Origin of the sequence: Acinetobacter sp. YH12117 (assembly GCF_013418865.1) — a bacterium.
In the GTDB taxonomy this organism is placed as follows: Bacteria; Pseudomonadota; Gammaproteobacteria; order Pseudomonadales; family Moraxellaceae; genus Acinetobacter; species Acinetobacter indicus.
The window spans coordinates 16,572-31,387 of sequence record NZ_VPBF01000025.1 but is presented as its reverse complement, the minus strand read 5'-3'; the positions used below and the strand labels follow the sequence as shown (position 1 = coordinate 31,387).

At 48.8% G+C, this 14,816-nt stretch carries 15 protein-coding genes; 2 read left to right on the top strand and 13 right to left on the bottom strand.

The genetic code is table 11. From position 1 onward, the window contains the following. Positions 1 to 3: 3 nt before the first annotated feature. The 3 genes from FTU55_RS09825 to rpe form a co-directional block, all read right to left on the bottom strand. Positions 4 to 1,818, bottom strand: coding sequence for a copper resistance system multicopper oxidase (locus FTU55_RS09825; protein WP_180046945.1), 1,815 nt, complete (start codon positions 1,816 to 1,818; stop codon positions 4 to 6). A 41-nt stretch (positions 1,819 to 1,859) separates the two neighbouring features. Then, positions 1,860 to 2,255, bottom strand: coding sequence for a hypothetical protein (locus tag FTU55_RS09820; protein ID WP_160241790.1), 396 nt, complete (start codon positions 2,253 to 2,255; stop codon positions 1,860 to 1,862). A gap of 479 nt (positions 2,256 to 2,734) precedes the next feature. After that, complete coding sequence (rpe, locus tag FTU55_RS09815) at positions 2,735 to 3,421, bottom strand: ribulose-phosphate 3-epimerase (protein ID WP_075175405.1); 687 nt, start codon at positions 3,419 to 3,421, stop codon at positions 2,735 to 2,737. Between the two features lie 178 nt (positions 3,422 to 3,599). Between rpe and FTU55_RS09810 the strand changes: the two genes are divergently transcribed. Continuing rightward, the gene (locus tag FTU55_RS09810) at positions 3,600 to 3,884 is read left to right on the top strand and encodes a DUF2218 domain-containing protein (RefSeq protein WP_104472524.1); all 285 of its coding nucleotides are present in this window, start codon (positions 3,600 to 3,602) and stop codon (positions 3,882 to 3,884) included. Between the two features lie 16 nt (positions 3,885 to 3,900). On the opposite strand, the gene FTU55_RS09805 is transcribed toward FTU55_RS09810, so the two are convergent. The 9 genes from FTU55_RS09805 to FTU55_RS09765 all read right to left on the bottom strand — a co-directional run bounded on the left by FTU55_RS09805 (position 3,901) and on the right by FTU55_RS09765 (position 12,140). Continuing rightward, positions 3,901 to 4,938 carry a M48 family metallopeptidase gene (locus tag FTU55_RS09805; protein ID WP_104503993.1) on the bottom strand — a complete coding sequence of 346 codons (1,038 nt, stop codon included), beginning with the start codon at positions 4,936 to 4,938 and terminating at the stop codon, positions 3,901 to 3,903. Positions 4,939 to 4,949: 11 nt separating this feature from the next. Further along, complete coding sequence (locus FTU55_RS09800; protein WP_180046943.1) at positions 4,950 to 6,053, bottom strand: YjgN family protein; 1,104 nt, start codon at positions 6,051 to 6,053, stop codon at positions 4,950 to 4,952. Positions 6,054 to 6,172: 119 nt separating this feature from the next. After that, positions 6,173 to 7,009, bottom strand: coding sequence for an S-formylglutathione hydrolase (gene fghA, locus FTU55_RS09795; RefSeq protein WP_005179891.1), 837 nt, complete (start codon positions 7,007 to 7,009; stop codon positions 6,173 to 6,175). A gap of 14 nt (positions 7,010 to 7,023) precedes the next feature. After that, positions 7,024 to 8,430 carry a C13 family peptidase gene (locus FTU55_RS09790; protein ID WP_180006995.1) on the bottom strand — a complete coding sequence of 469 codons (1,407 nt, stop codon included), beginning with the start codon at positions 8,428 to 8,430 and terminating at the stop codon, positions 7,024 to 7,026. 113 nt (positions 8,431 to 8,543) lie between these two features. Beyond that, positions 8,544 to 9,371: a class I SAM-dependent methyltransferase gene (locus FTU55_RS09785; RefSeq protein ID WP_180046941.1), complete on the bottom strand. Its 828-nt coding sequence runs from the start codon at positions 9,369 to 9,371 to the stop codon at positions 8,544 to 8,546. After that, complete coding sequence (locus FTU55_RS09780; RefSeq protein WP_163141281.1) at positions 9,365 to 10,189, bottom strand: undecaprenyl-diphosphate phosphatase; 825 nt, start codon at positions 10,187 to 10,189, stop codon at positions 9,365 to 9,367. The genes FTU55_RS09785 and FTU55_RS09780 overlap by 7 nt, the downstream gene beginning before the upstream one ends. Positions 10,190 to 10,201: 12 nt before the next feature. After that, entirely contained in the window at positions 10,202 to 10,867 is a 666-nt protein-coding gene (gene tsaB / locus FTU55_RS09775) for a tRNA (adenosine(37)-N6)-threonylcarbamoyltransferase complex dimerization subunit type 1 TsaB (protein ID WP_127801888.1), read from the bottom strand. A 124-nt stretch (positions 10,868 to 10,991) separates the two neighbouring features. Continuing rightward, positions 10,992 to 11,519 carry a gamma carbonic anhydrase family protein gene (locus FTU55_RS09770; RefSeq protein ID WP_163143421.1) on the bottom strand — a complete coding sequence of 176 codons (528 nt, stop codon included), beginning with the start codon at positions 11,517 to 11,519 and terminating at the stop codon, positions 10,992 to 10,994. 12 nt (positions 11,520 to 11,531) lie between these two features. After that, positions 11,532 to 12,140 (bottom strand): CoA pyrophosphatase, encoded by a 609-nt coding sequence (locus FTU55_RS09765; RefSeq protein WP_005179902.1) that lies wholly within the window; start codon positions 12,138 to 12,140, stop codon positions 11,532 to 11,534. A gap of 122 nt (positions 12,141 to 12,262) precedes the next feature. Here FTU55_RS09765 and FTU55_RS09760 point away from each other — a divergent pair, with 122 nt between their 5' ends. Further along, on the top strand, positions 12,263 to 12,811 hold the full coding sequence (locus tag FTU55_RS09760) for an NUDIX hydrolase (protein ID WP_104470910.1): 549 nt from the start codon (positions 12,263 to 12,265) through the stop codon (positions 12,809 to 12,811). A gap of 70 nt (positions 12,812 to 12,881) precedes the next feature. Here the strand turns inward: FTU55_RS09760 and FTU55_RS09755 are convergent, their stop codons facing one another. After that, a complete protein-coding gene (locus FTU55_RS09755) occupies positions 12,882 to 14,810 on the bottom strand; it encodes a flagellar protein FilF (RefSeq protein WP_180046940.1) in 1,929 nt (642 codons plus the stop codon). Positions 14,811 to 14,816: the final 6 nt, after the last annotated feature.

Sequence of the window (14,816 nt, the reverse complement as noted above, 5' to 3'; positions counted from 1 at the left end):
AAATTAGTGATGTGCATGTGCATCTCCCGAAGACTGAACAGCAGCTGGCAGCGCAGATGGAGCTGCGGGTAATGAAGCCGTCTGCTCTGGCATCACCTGTGCCACCACTAACTTATTCATCATGCCCGAACTCATGTGATACAGCAGATGACAATGGATTGCCCATTCCCCCAGCTCATCGGCGGTCAATAACGCGCTCACGGTTTTTCCAGGCGGTACAATCAGGGTATGTTTATTTGGCAGGTCGGCAGCGGCCTGGCCATTTTCCAGCTGCATAAACATGCCATGCAAATGCATCGGATGCGCCATCATGCTGTCATTGATAAATTTCAGCCGAATCCGTTCGCCATAGGCCACCTGCAACGGTTCAGCCTCGCTAAATTTCTTGCCATTGATGGTCCAGATATAACGTTCCATCGTGCCGCCCAAACGAATCACCAGCTCTTGCACCGGCGCGCGCGTATCCGGCTGCGGCTTTAAGGCTTTTAAGTCCGCATAGCGAAGTGCTTTATGTCCGGCGGGTGTTGAGGCATTGGCCCAACCTTGAGGGACCGAACTGGCCGAAGATTTTGACTGCGCCTGCGTTGCATGCGATGAATGCACTGCAGGATGATCTTCGGCTACCGTTAAAAATTCAGTCTCTTTAATGGCAGCATGCGTCATCGATGGATGCTGCAGGGTCGAAGATGTGGATGACGCACTATGTACCGCATGTGGCGCAGTACTTTCTGCACCATGAGCAGCATGTCCCATATCTTCCATGGTCAATACCGCACGTGGTCGTGCGGTTGGCATGTGCAGTGGCGGTGGTTGCATGCCCTGTTGCAATAAACTACCAATGGCAAAGCCTGAACGGTCAATTGATTCTGCTTCAATCTGGTAATGGCCGGCTTTTGGTTCCACCAGTACATCATAGGTTTCAGCCGTCCCGATTCGGAACTCATCTACAGGCACCGGCTGGACCGGCTGGCCATCAGCGCTGATGACGGTCATTTTGAGCTGCGGAATGCGTACATCAAAAAACGACATGGCCGAGGCATTAATAAAACGTAAACGCACTTTTTCATTCGGTCGGAACAGCCCGGTCCAGGCCTGTTCCGGTGTTTTGCCATTGATTAAAAACTGATAACCGGTGACATCCGACAAATCGGTTCTAAGCATACGCATCTGGTTCCACATGGAACGTTGCTGCCAGGTCTGTTTCAGGCCCTGCTGTTTCACCTGCTGCAACACATCGGCCAGGGTTTCACGCTGGTTCTGATAATACTCGGCCGACTTTTTCAGATTATTTAAAATCGTGTCGCTGGAAGATGCGTGAAAATCGGACAGCATCACCACATAATCCCGCTCGGCCTGCTCATGCGCAGCCACAGGCTGTTTGCCTTTGGGGTAAATGACTAGCGGGCCATACAGCCCATCCTGTTCCTGACCTTTGGAATGCGCGTGATACCAGTAGGTGCCCTGCTGCCGTAGCTGAAAGCGATAAGTAAAATGTCCCTTCGGCGCAATGCCCTGAAAGCCGTTAAAGCCCGGCACGCCATCCATTACACCCGGCAATAACAGACCATGCCAGTGAATGGAAGAATCGCGATTTTGAAGCTGGTTATGCACATGAATCACCGCTTCATCACCTTCCTCAAATTCAAGCAAGGGGGCTGTGAATTGGCCATTCACACTTATTTTTTTGACAGTTTTTCCGGTCAGCTTGACCGGCTGCTCATCAATATACAGATGATATTCCCGGACTGCGGCCATCGCCCAGGACGATGCGCACAGACATAAGCCAAGCACGATGGCCTGACGCAATTGAATTGACATGATTTATCCTTAAAACAATAAAAAAAGAAAAGTTTTTAAAGTCAGGATAAGGTTTTCGGTGGACGCAGGATTTCCTGCCAGTAGCCGGGTAAATGCTGGGCATGATAGAGATGAAAGTGCGGCTCAGACTCAAAGGTCGGGCTTGCCTGTTCCAGCACAGGGAGCGCAATCTTGAGATAGCTCAGACCCGGCTGGCAATGTAGGGGTGGACAATCCTGACAGTTTAAATGCTGCTCTGGATGATGTACCTGCTCGCAGTCGGGTAACTGTGCAGATGGACTGGTGCTATGATGGCTTGGGTGATGTTGTTCTACAGGAGAATCTGCCTTTTCAGCATGACAAGGTGTAGGTGATGAAAGGGATGATTTCGCACTGGTGATCGCGGCAGAGTTAGACAGTTGCATGGCCGCATGCGCTGGTTGTACAACCGCTAGCACAAGACTGCTCCATCCCATGACAAATGCCATCAGATAGCTGAACCACACCGGTTGTCTGCACTGTGTATGCAACAGGATTTCCTCCCCCCATAAGACCAAACCCCAGCGTTGAAGCTGCTTAAAACAGCTGAACGCCTGTGCAAACCAGCATAGAGAAATTCACAGTTATACACAATACTTTAAATTTTAAATTGCTGCTGCCGGGAAGATTGTTTTGCATATCAATAAAATAATAAAGTTATTTATTGTGCAGTATAACTCTTAAGCAGAGCTGAATAAAAAGGCAGGAATTTTAGGGCTTTTGCTCAAATAAAAAGGACTCATTTGAGTACTTTTTATACATTTTATGTCTAATTGGCAAACGATTGATGCACAACTGTTTATAAATTAATCCGGTTATCCATACTGTTATCAACATAGATATCCATAGAGTTAATCACAAAGTTATCCACAGGATGCAGATAACTTATCCAGTTTTATTAGGTATTCACTGCACCGACTTTGGCCAGCTCGGCACGCATCTCATCAATCACAGCTTTATAATCCGGTTTGCCAAAAATCGCTGAACCAGCCACAAACATATCGGCACCGGCTTCGGCAATTTCACGGATATTGGCCGGGCCAACACCACCATCAACCTCAAGGCGAATATCACGGCCTGAGGCATCAATGATCTGACGCGCCTGACGTAATTTTTCCAGGGTCATAGGAATAAATTTCTGGCCACCAAAGCCCGGGTTCACACTCATCAATAAAATCTGGTCGACTTTATCCAGCACATAATCCAGATAATGCAGCGGCGTTGCCGGGTTAAAAACTAGACCCGCCTTGGCACCGCCCGATTTGATCAGTTGCAGCGAACGGTCAATATGGTCCGAAGCTTCCGGGTGGAAGGTAATAATATCGGCACCGGCTTCCAAGAAGTCGCCAATCATGCGATCCACCGGAGAGACCATTAAATGCACATCAATTGGCGCCTGAATCCCATAATTTTTCAGGGCCTTACATACGCCTGCACCAAAGGTGAGGTTGGGTACATAGTGATTGTCCATGACATCAAAGTGGACAACATCAGCACCGGCTTCAAGCACTTTTTCTACCTCTTCCCCTAAACGGGCAAAGTCTGCAGAAAGAATAGAAGGCGCAATTAAATATGGCTTGGACATGGGAGACCCTGGCTAAGTATTTGAGTGACTGCGCCATTATAACAAATTGTCCCCGGCTCTGGGGCGGCAGATGGCCACCTGCGGCAAGATTGCAAATCTACAACGCTGTGTTGCAACACGCGGCTTTGTCTGGGCGCTCTTTTCTCTTAGGCTTAAGGCTTACTGAACAGGATTTTTCATGAAACGTTATAGTCATATTGCCACCACACAAGCGGCCCGTCTGGCCAAACGCCTGGGTAACCACTGGAAACACAAATTTGAAGTACAGGAAACAGCACAGGAACTGCGTATTTTGATGCCAAGCGCGACCATTGTGTTACAGCCACAATCTGATGCGCTCTATACCGAAATTATTGCTTTAGATGAACACACCGACCTGAACCGGCTGGAACAGGTGGTGCTGGATCATCTGCAACGCATGGGACAGGAACAGTTAAGTGCTGACTGGCAGCAGGCCGATTAAACCTACTTAGATCTGCTCATTTTACTTCGGCAGATTGCTTGGCTTCAAAGGCCTTGACTGCTTCAATACGCTCCTGCGTGGCCGGATGGCTTTGCAGAAAATCCCAGACCGACTTACCCTGCTCGCTTTCGCCGCTTTCATCTGCCAGCCGTTGTAACAGGTTGGCATAATGGATGGTTGGCACCTGCTTGTGCTGCATGGTGGTTAAGGCATAATGATCGGCTTCGGCTTCAAAATTACGCGAATAACTGGCACCCACCAAAGCCAGAGGCAGGCTGGTCATTAAATCGGAGCCATCACCGGTAATCGCAATCAGGATGACCCCAAAACCTAAACTGGCCAGCGCCTGTTGCAGACTATGCCGCTCGACCAGATGACCCTGCTCATGTGCCAGCACCCCCAGAATTTCCCGGTCATCCTGTGCCAGCTCAACCAGTTCATCGGTCAGAATAATAGTATTGTTGGGAATCGCCACCGCATTGGCACCCAACCGATTCCCTTCTCGAAACAGCAGTTTCGCCGGCCGGTCTTCTGCCACCAATGCCTGATACTGCTGTAAAATTGCCTGCTGGCGCGCCGCACTTAAACGGCTTGGACCCGTCATCTCCAGCACATAGTGTTCTGCTTCATTGCCGACACTGTTCAGGGTGGTTTCCGGTAACTGATTGGCCACCACATGCGAGGCCCACGGAATGCCCCACTTCACCGTGGCAAAGGCCAGCGCCACAATAAAAATGGTGCTAAACAGAATCAGGCTGGGGGTACGCTCCAGCTTCCAGATCGACTGATAAATATTCTTTTGCTGCAGCTGAAACCAGTCCGGTAAAGGCTGCTGAAACTCCAGACGTGCATCATCCTGGAGTTCAATTACCGGCTGGATACGGCCCAATGCGCCTATCAGCAGCATGTCCTGATAACGATAACGGCGCTGCAAGGCAAAGTTTTCACCATACTGAACCCAGATACTGTCTGCATCGGCTGCCAACACCTGAGCAGTATAAGGCTTGGCACTCTGACCATCATAAAACACGGCTTCAACCGTCATCTGTTGCATCAGTGCTTTCCTTATAAAGACACATCAATATCAAAGATATCGCTAATTTCTTCCGCAATCGCGCTTGGATCACCCTGTAACTGGTTCATCAGCAGGTCCGGATCATTGTTTAAATGCAGGCTTAAAGACTCCACCTGATAGCGATATAAACGGATTGCCGCCCACGGCGTCATAAGGCCGAGGGTTAAAATTTTCACCATCCAGTTGCTGAGCACAATCCAGGCATAGCGCCACTGGTTGCAACTGGTCTGAAACTGGCTACGACTGATGGTGGTATTGTTCCAGCTGGTCATAAAAATCCGCGCCAGCATTAATGGCCAGATGAATAAAGCCGCCAGCAAATAGATGCCCATAAAAATCCAGACATACTGCACCGCACTCAGACTGGAAAAATCGGCCAGCAAGGCCAGTACTAGTGCTGCCGCTCCCAACATGCCGATAAACAGAAACAGCGGCACATACATGGCGCGCATATAGGCCGGCCAGTCGGCCTGTAATTTAAACTGTAGCTGTCCCGCATAAAGATGATCGAGGCAATAACGCTTATACAGCCAGATCAGCACCGGGAAAAATATGCCCAGGGTCAAGATATACACCAGAATCCCTTTCAAAAATTCGATATAGGCTTTTTTGCTGGTGCCAGAAAAGAAAAAGCGGCTGTTACCAAATTTACTGTTACGTGCATTAAAGCGGATGGTAGCCCGAATCAGCCAGGGTACCGCCAGATACAGAATCAGCACCCCAATCAGGGTAGCACGCACCGAGTAGTTGGATAACAGCGAAATGGCCAGATAGAGGCCAATCGCAATCAGCCGCCCGATTAAAATCTTGCTCGGCACACCGGTAAAGTCAAAACGGCGCTGGATAAATTCGGTATTGCCATAAAAATAGCGCAAGCGGCGTACTTTGGCCCACGGCGCATACAGTCCCAGCGTGACAATAATCAATAGAATATTGACAATCCAGATGCCGAAATATTCCATGGCAGTGCCATAAAAATGAAAAGGGTGGCGCTGTCCAAGCAGCTGCGGTTCAGGTGAATCAACGACAAGCGCTGGCGGCAGCTGGGTCTGTTCCTCTGCGGTAAAAGTCGGATGTATATCTTGGTTTTGCATATCAGGCCTTATAATTATTTTTTAAAATAAAGACACGGTTAAAAATTAAAAAACAAAAAATCACAGACCGCCTTCACCCTGCAACAGGTCAAAAGCGGTGTTCTGCGTGATGGATTATATTAGGATTGTAATTGGACTGCATGAAATTGCAGATGATCATCGATAAAACTTTGAATAAAGTAATAACCATGATCATAGCCGGCATGTTCACGTAAGCTCAGCGGCTGTCCGGCCTGCGCACAAGCGGCCTGGAACAGCGCCGGATTCAACTGGCTATAGAACTGATCCTGCAAGCCCTGATCAATTAAAATATCGGCAAATTGCTTGCCTTTTTGCTGGACCAGTGCGGTGGCATCATGTGCTTGCCAGCCTTGACGATCCTCACCTAAATAGGCACTAAAGGCTTTCTCGCCCCACGGGCATTGGCTTGGCGCACAAATCGGCGCAAAGGCAGAAACTGATTTAAATTTTTCCGGATATTTAAAAGCTAGCGTTAACGCACCATGGCCGCCCATACTGTGGCCAAAAATACCAATGCTGTCGGTTTGCACCGCAAACTGTTCACACACCAGCTTATACAGCTCTTCTGCAACAAACTGTTCCATCTGGTAATGCGCTGCCCAGGGTGCCTGGGTTGCATTAATATAAAAACCTGCACCCTGCCCGATATCCCAGTGATCGCCCTGCGCCACCTGCTCACCGCGAGGTGAAGTGTCCGGGCTAATCAGGATAAAGCCCAACTGTGCCGCCAGACGCTGGGCATGCGCTTTAATTGCAAAAGTTTCTTCGGTACAGGTTAAACCCGCCAGGTAAAAAAGCGCCGGACAGTCCTGACCGGCCAAGGCTTGTGCCGGCAGAAAAATACCAAAACGGCTTTCCCCGTTTAAGCTGCTGGAATTAAAACGGTAAATTCGCTGTTCGCCATCAAAGCATCGATTGTTCTGTATTAATTCCATCGTCTTATCCTGTTTTAAGGGCTGTCTAAAGTTAAAGGCATTTCATTTGGCTGCGCGACCACGGCTTGTGGGAATAAACGCTGCTCCAGTTGCGGCAACATCAGCTGCATGTTCTTGCCCATCGACCATTGCGGTTCAGATGGTTCAAAACCTTGTGCCTGCTCCCATTTTGCCACGGTCAGCTTGGCCTGTGCAAAAGCCTCGGCAAAGCTGTTATTTTCACGCATGGCCTGATCAAAGAAAGCCCGGCCAAAATAGGTATAATCGGCTTCGTTGGAACAGCCGAATGAAGCGCGATCTGCGGCCGATGCGGTAATTACCAAAGTATTGTCATTTTGCAGGGCCGAAACAAAACTGCCCGAATAACAGGCCGAGATCACAATTACGCGCCAGCGGATACCGGATTTATCCAGCGCATCGCGCAGCCATTTTGGATCAACCTGTTGCAGTTCCAGCGGGGCATTTTCCATTTCAAACTGGTTCGGCAAGCCATGTGAAGTCATGTATAAAAACAGCACATCGCTTTCCGGATTCATCTGCTTACCTATACGGCGTAGCGCCAGTTCCATACTGGTGCGTGAGGCAATCGGGGTGACATTGCGCGTCATCGGGTTATTGACCAGAATCATCGAGCGGCCAAAAGTGCCAAAGCGGGTATCGAACTGTTCCCGAATCCGCTCGACTTCGGACATAAACACATCCTGATAACTGGCTCCGGCCACCCCCAGAAAATACCAGTGTGATTGCGCAAATTCACCATACTGAATCTTCTCCAGCGCCTGATTCAGTACCTTGCTTTGTGCATAAAAGGCTTCTTCACTAAACGTCGGCGGGACCTCTTCCACTTTCCAGATTGGCTGGCTCTTGACCGACATCTGCCACACCACTAGGGTAAACAGCGTGGCCAGAACAATCAGCGCACGTTCCCACCACGGCCATTTCAGCTCACGGGAAAATACCCAGACCACCGCCAGACTCTGCCAGACAAACAGCACCATGAAAATCAGTGGCAGATAGTCATAGAACACATAAGGCAACACATCAATCATGCCCAGATATTGGATCAGGCTTTGCAATAAGGCGATGTGGGTGTCTAACACCAGCCACAGTAAAGCCGGTACCAGCATGAGGCGTGGATTATTAACGCGCTGGGACAGGAAAATCCCGACAATTAAGGCAATAAACGGCCACAAGGCATAACTGACCAGACCTTGCGGGTTAAAATCACCGGTTTCACCGGCGCTGAGCCAGCTAAATAAAGTATTGGCCAGACCACCTAAAATGCCCCAGAAAATCAGTTGCAGAATGGAAGGACGGACAATCTGTAAAGATCGGCGCGAACCAAAAAATAACCACATCCCCGCTGTTTGGTTGCTTTTAAAATCATGCCAAAAATTGATGGAGGGTTTAAAGTCGATCATAAGATTGTCGTTAGCAGTGGCTCGCTTTGTGCAGACTTAGTTTATGCCTGATGTCATAATTATCAATGCTCTTTTTTAACTATATAACAAATCTTTGCCCAGTTTTGAAGCGATTACCTGTTTACTTTGGTCGCGTCCTGCTGGAAGTAGGCATCGAAGCGGCAGGCATCTCCGGTCCATTGATGATCCGGTGTTTGCCCGGCCAGATACACCGCCAGACGTGGTCGCTTGACCACCACACGTTTGGCGATTTTTTGCGCCAGCGGTAGCAAGGCATCGCCCAAATCCATTTCGCCATGTTCCGGCAATAACAAATGCAGCAGCTGCATCTGCTTTTTGACCTGCGCCTGTTTTTTTACCGCCTGCTGGTTCTGGTCACGCTGTGGAAACATCGGGTCCAGATACACCACATCAACAGCCTGCCCTGCTTCTGCCTGCGCTTTTAAGTAATCAGCCGAATCGGAAAAAACCAGCTGGATGCGTGCGGCAACCTTGCTTAAAAACGGGTCCTGTAGGGCGCGCTGGTAGCTATCTTCCAATAAACTAAACAGAATCGGATGCCGTTCCACCAGCGTCACCTCAGCACCCAGATGCGCCATCAGCAAACTGTCATGGCCCAGACCTGCAGTTGCATCAATCAGCTGCGGTTTTTCCGCCAGGTTACAGGCACGGGCCAGCATTTCTGACTTTAATGACGCGCGTTTTAAACGCGGAATTTCAGCCTGCCAGTCTGGCTGCATTTTCATGCCCAGCGCACATAGCCACAGGCCATCGGCATCAACGCACAGCGCCATGTCTGGATGCAGTCTTAAAAAACGTGCATTCAGTTTGTCGATGACATCAATTTGAAGGGTAACCCCACGTGAAGAAAGCACAGCCTGATAGTGCTGTGCTTTCTCAAAAAATGCGGGTTCGGTATAGCAGCGAAGTTCGCTTACCATAAGGTCCAGCCTGTATATGCAAAGAGTAAAATCAGAAGGCCTGACACAATACGATACCAGGCAAAAATCATAAAGTCGCGTTTGGCCACATACGCCACCAGCGCGCGAATTAAGATTAATGCGGAGATAAAGGAAACAATAATCCCGACGCTCAGTACGGTCCAGTCCTGCGTGGTCTGGAAGACATCATAACTTTGATATAAATCCAGCAAGCCTGCGCCAATAATCACCGGAATTCCCAGAAAGAACGAGAATTCTGTCGCCGCTTTACGTGATACGCCCAGGAACATCGCCCCAATAATGGTCGCACCCGAACGTGAAGTGCCCGGAATTAAAGACAGTACCTGAATCAGACCAATCCAGATTGCATCTTTATAGGTCAGGTCTTCAACTTCCTGTGCCCGTACTTGAGGTGGATGCTTCTCAATCCAGATAATGATCAGACCACCAATAATCAGACCAATGGCCACGGCGATATCATTAAACAACATCGCTTTCACGGTTTGCCCGAAAGCCAAACCAATCAGAATAATCGGCAGCGAGGCCAGAATCAGGCCAAAGCCCAGACGGCGTCCGGTTTCTTCGCCGGTGAACATGCCGGTGGCTGCGCCCCAAAGCCGGGTCCAGTATTCATAAATCACTGCTGCAATTGCCCCCATTTGAATGGCAATTACAAAAACATCACTTTTTTCTTTGGTCCAGAAGTTCATCAGTTCTGAAGCCAAAATTAAATGGCCGGTACTGGAAATTGGTAAGAATTCTGTGATTCCTTCAACAATTCCCATAATTGCCGCTTTCAGCAGCAGTAAAAAATCCATAGAAAATCCTAGTTATGATTTGCCTTGTTCTGGAATTTTTTTCCAAGCATTATCCCGCAAATACACCGGTAATGCGTATTCCGCACTGACCCATGCTTCACGTTGGGCCAATACGCGTGCAATGGTAGCAATATCTTGCGCCGTTGCACTTAAGTCTTTGTATTGTGTTTGTTCTTGTTGCAATAAGGTTGAACCTGAGCCTACCAATGGGTACTGCGCTACGGCCGCCGCATTACTATAGCCCAATAACTGTTCTTCGCTCACCGGCTGCATAATGCCTTCTGCATCTAACTGGAAACTGGCGATATAGACTTCATTCATCCGCGCATCCAGCACTGCTGTTACCGCGCTTAAACCTGCTAGCCGATAAGCCGCTTGTGCCAGTGCCTGCAAGGTCGATACCGGAATGACCGGAAGATCATGTGACCAGGCCAGTGCCTGTGCCACCGCGGCATTAATCCGCACGCCACTGAACGAGCCCGGGCCACGGCTAAAGGCCACTGCGGTTAAATCGGCAGTGGCCGTTTCGGTCTGAGCAAAACCTTGCTCAATCATCGGGAGAATGGTTTGGGTTTGTGCCTTGGCGCGCTCATCCAACTGAAAAAACAGTTCCTGCGTGTCATTTACAATCGAAACGGAACACTGCTCATTGGCAGTTTCCAATGCCAGTAACTTCATGCACAACCTTAAAATTAAATTTTAAAAACTGGCCGCTATCATACTCCACTCCTAGACACTAGGCGAGAACTTCACCGGCTTTCACACAGAAAAAAAGCCAGTTTCAAACTGGCCTTTAGGTATCTTAAAGTTCGACTTTTTCCAGTTGCTGGAAATGCTTGAAGTGCTCGGCATAATGTAAGGCACTCAGTTTCAGGCGGGCTGCCCCTGCTTCATCCAGGGTTTTTACAATCTTGCCGGGAGAACCCATCACCACCGAATTATCCGGGATGACTTTGCCTTCCGGAATCAGCGCATTGGCGCCAATAATACAGTTTTTCCCAATCACGGCATGATTCAGCACCACCGCGTTAATACCAATCAGGCTGTTATCGCCGATGGTACAGCCATGCAACATGGCCTGATGACCGATAGTGACATAGTTACCAATCTGCATCTCAATACCCGCATCGGTATGCAGCACCGCATTTTCCTGGACATTACTAAAATCTCCAAGACGAATCAGGCTGTTATCGCCACGCACCACCGCGCCAAACCAGATACTCACCTGCCGGCCCAGCTCGACCTGACCAATGACCGTTGCGGTTTCGGCGACCCAACCATCCCATGGTTGATGTAATGCTTTTGGGGCAATGCCCTGAAATTTATACAACATTAAAATTCCCTATTTAGATGATTTAAATCGAAACGTCGGTGAATTCAGTAAAAATGGCCATTCTTTTTGATAATCCAGCCCATACTGAAATAAAGCCACCAGCATCCGTGCAGTTAATCCCCAGACAATCTCATTTTCAACGCGCATGCTGGGAAAATATAAGGACTGATGGGCATAGCGCACCTCATATGGCACCGGCGGCGCTTCCATCAGATTTTTTAAAGAGGCGAAAAAAATACGGTCAATTTCGGTCGGTTGCGCTGACAGCTGCACCTCCGGTGGAATCAGGCCGACAATGGGTTTGACCAGCATGCCATTACGCGATTTTTGCATTGGCAAATCGCCAATCAGTTCCACATCAAAAGGATTCAGCGCGGTTTCTTCCTGTGCTTCGCGCAGTGCCACCACAATATTACTGGTATCCTGCGGATCGCGCTTGCCGCCCGGGAAAGACACCTCACCGGCATGGCTGTTTAAATAGGCCGAGCGGCGGGTCAGCAGGACTTTCGGCTGAGCTTCATCGGTAATGGCAATCAACACGGCCGCATGCGCCTCACGCATACTTCGCGAGAAGCGTAAGCGCTGTTGCAATTCCTGTGTCAATGAATGCTCTACCATCTTTTATTATCCTGATTGCCTGACTTTCATCATAGCTGAAATTCTGGGCAAAAGGATAGAAATGATGCCAAAGTTCATTTTTTCAGTTATGCTGATCAGCAACTTTATCGTTGATGCTGAATATGAACTTTTGCGGAACGTGTGGACATAAAACAACGGAAAAAATTCCTTTAGGCGATCATCAGTTACGCCGTGTTTGCAGCCATTGTGGTAGTATTCATTATGTGAATCCGAAAGTGATTTGCGGTGCTTTGGTGCTGTGGGAAGATCAGGTGTTATTATGCCGCCGTGCCATTGAACCGCGTTATGGACTCTGGACCCTACCTGCCGGTTATATGGAACTGTTTGAAACCATGGAACAAGGCGCGGCACGTGAAACCCGTGAAGAAGCAGAAGCGGAAATCGAAATTGAGCAGCTGTACTGTATGTACAACATTCCACGGATTGGCCAGATTTATGTGCTGTTTAAAGCGCAGCTGATTGAAGGTCAATTTGGGGCGGGTGAAGAAACCATTGAATCGCGCCTGTTTAGCGAAGATGAAATTCCATGGGCAGAACTGGCCTTCCCAAGCGTGGAACACACCTTAAGACATTATTTTGAAGATCGCAAAAACCAGCATTTCCCGACTCATCTGGAAACCTTGGGTACGCGTTTGGATCATACTGGTTAACAATAAATATCCCCGCCAAGAAAAAGCCCATCCGTAGATGGGCTTTTGTATTTTAATGAATATATTGCTGTTACTGGATACGCACCTGTTCCGGGTTATAACAGTCCGCCACTTCGATGCTCACGGTTCCACCGGTGAGTTTAGCCAGTTCTTTATCGGCATCCGTAGCATTGTTGCTATCCTGATTGGTAAAAGTCTTGAGCTGCAAGGTATACAGGTTACTCCATGACACCGTGTTGTTGCCGGAGAAGTCACTCAGGCTAATCCGGGTCGAGGTATGATTGACCAGATTGCCCATATTCAGTCGCGCACCACCCACCACCATGGCCTGCTCGCCCTGGGTATTGTCAACCCGGGTATTCAGGCCAATTACCGCACCATTCAGCTGATTAAAAACCGGATTCGCCAGAATCATCCGCAGGGTAATCGCCTGATTGCTCAGATCAGTTGCTCCCAGCACACCAATACGATATTGCGTGACATTATTACTATCCACAATCTCTGGCGTACTGCTATCTGTAGCGACTGCACAGCTTCCCGACAGATCGGTTGCGGTCGGATTTGGGCTAATATCGGTACGGATATTGCCCTGCTCATCCAGCACAATCCCGAGTTTCATTGCTGGCGCGGCATTATTGGCAAAATTGAAATTCAGGGTGGCATATAACGGGAAAATATAACGCTCACCCAAGGCCACATTTTTCGCCGAAGTAAAGATCCGGTTATCCAGGAAGTTCACCTGGAAATATTTATAGATATCCAGTGAGCCCTTGAACTGATCCGTACCAATGGTCTGGGTCCAGCGGCCATATTCTTCCGGTTTTCCTGTCGGGAACTTGGTCAGGGTTTTATAAATACCTTCGGTGCCGGCAATCATATAATCGTTATACAGTTTCCCTTGGGTCACGGTAAAATCTTCAGTCCGGTTACTGTTGATGCTAAAACGATAAGGCCCCTGGATCGTTTCATTCAGTGGATTAATCCAGTTATTTTGCGCCGCTGCGGTCATCAGTTCCGGGCGGACACGTTTTAAGAAATCGGCCGTAATGGTCAATAACGGGTTTTCATTGCTGGTCGACATGGTTCCGCGCCACTGCATACCATAACCAAAAGTATAACCCGAGCGATCGGTCATCAACTGGAACTGGCCAATCAGGTGTCTTAAGGTATTCGAGTTCTGTTTGCAATCATCCTGATTACAGCCATATAAACCTTGTGGTAAGGTCGAACCCTCCACAGCCAGTACCGGATAATTGGCCTGATAAGAGGCAGAGTTGGTCATATAAACCAGGGTTTTCAGCGCGTCAAAGGCCTGCGCATCACTGACGGTGCTCAAGTCAACCCAAGGACTTAACTTGCTGACATAGGCACCGGAACGGTAATCCTCCAGCGTCACCGAACCCAAAATATCATCCAGCTGTTCTTTTTTTAGCGCAGAAATATAAAGTGGCTGCACATCACCGGCAATGGTTGGCCGCTCCTGGTTCTTGGAACTTTCAATTGATAAAGCCTGTAAAATACGTGTAATTGCCTGTGCCACTTGAACAGTTGAATCCGATGGGGTCAGTTCGGTTGCGGCCTGTCCGGTTAAGCCACGGGCAATATCCAGCAGGGTTAAACGCGGCAAGCTGGCACTGACCGAATTGGCCAGACCAATATCAGCTAGGCTTACTGTCCCCAGATTAATTGATTTTTCTGTTTTTTCCTGAATAAAGAAATGGACTTTATCACCGGCACTACATTTACCTGTGGCGGCATTGGTGGTTGGCGCAATCAGGGTAATATAGGTTTTGCTTGGATCACTGCTACAGGTGAAATTCAGGCCATCCACCGGATAATCCAGGGCAAACTCCACACAGTTTTGCCCGCTAACACAACTGCCATTAATTTCCGACACAATATTCGGCTCTGGAATGACATTGGCACTTTCACCACCACAGCCACTGAATGCCATCATCAAGGCGGTACTGCCCAAGGCTAAAATATTTGATTTCTTCATCCTGAT

Excerpts from the sequence above, each read along its gene's own strand:
- rpe (WP_075175405.1), bottom strand. The coding sequence starts at position 3,421 with ATGTCCAAGCCATATTTAATTGCGCCTTCTATTCTTTCTGCAGACTTT.
- FTU55_RS09810 (WP_104472524.1), top strand. The coding sequence starts at position 3,600 with ATGAAACGTTATAGTCATATTGCCACCACACAAGCGGCCCGTCTGGCC.
- fghA (WP_005179891.1), bottom strand. The coding sequence starts at position 7,009 with ATGGAATTAATACAGAACAATCGATGCTTTGATGGCGAACAGCGAATT.
- FTU55_RS09760 (WP_104470910.1), top strand. The coding sequence starts at position 12,263 with ATGAACTTTTGCGGAACGTGTGGACATAAAACAACGGAAAAAATTCCT.
- FTU55_RS09825 (WP_180046945.1), bottom strand. The coding sequence starts at position 1,818 with ATGTCAATTCAATTGCGTCAGGCCATCGTGCTTGGCTTATGTCTGTGC.
- FTU55_RS09805 (WP_104503993.1), bottom strand. The coding sequence starts at position 4,938 with ATGCAACAGATGACGGTTGAAGCCGTGTTTTATGATGGTCAGAGTGCC.
- tsaB (WP_127801888.1), bottom strand. The coding sequence starts at position 10,867 with ATGAAGTTACTGGCATTGGAAACTGCCAATGAGCAGTGTTCCGTTTCG.
- FTU55_RS09790 (WP_180006995.1), bottom strand. The coding sequence starts at position 8,430 with ATGATCGACTTTAAACCCTCCATCAATTTTTGGCATGATTTTAAAAGC.
- FTU55_RS09780 (WP_163141281.1), bottom strand. The coding sequence starts at position 10,189 with ATGGATTTTTTACTGCTGCTGAAAGCGGCAATTATGGGAATTGTTGAA.
- FTU55_RS09755 (WP_180046940.1), bottom strand. The coding sequence starts at position 14,810 with ATGAAGAAATCAAATATTTTAGCCTTGGGCAGTACCGCCTTGATGATG.
- FTU55_RS09785 (WP_180046941.1), bottom strand. The coding sequence starts at position 9,371 with ATGGTAAGCGAACTTCGCTGCTATACCGAACCCGCATTTTTTGAGAAA.
- FTU55_RS09800 (WP_180046943.1), bottom strand. The coding sequence starts at position 6,053 with ATGCAAAACCAAGATATACATCCGACTTTTACCGCAGAGGAACAGACC.
- FTU55_RS09765 (WP_005179902.1), bottom strand. The coding sequence starts at position 12,140 with ATGGTAGAGCATTCATTGACACAGGAATTGCAACAGCGCTTACGCTTC.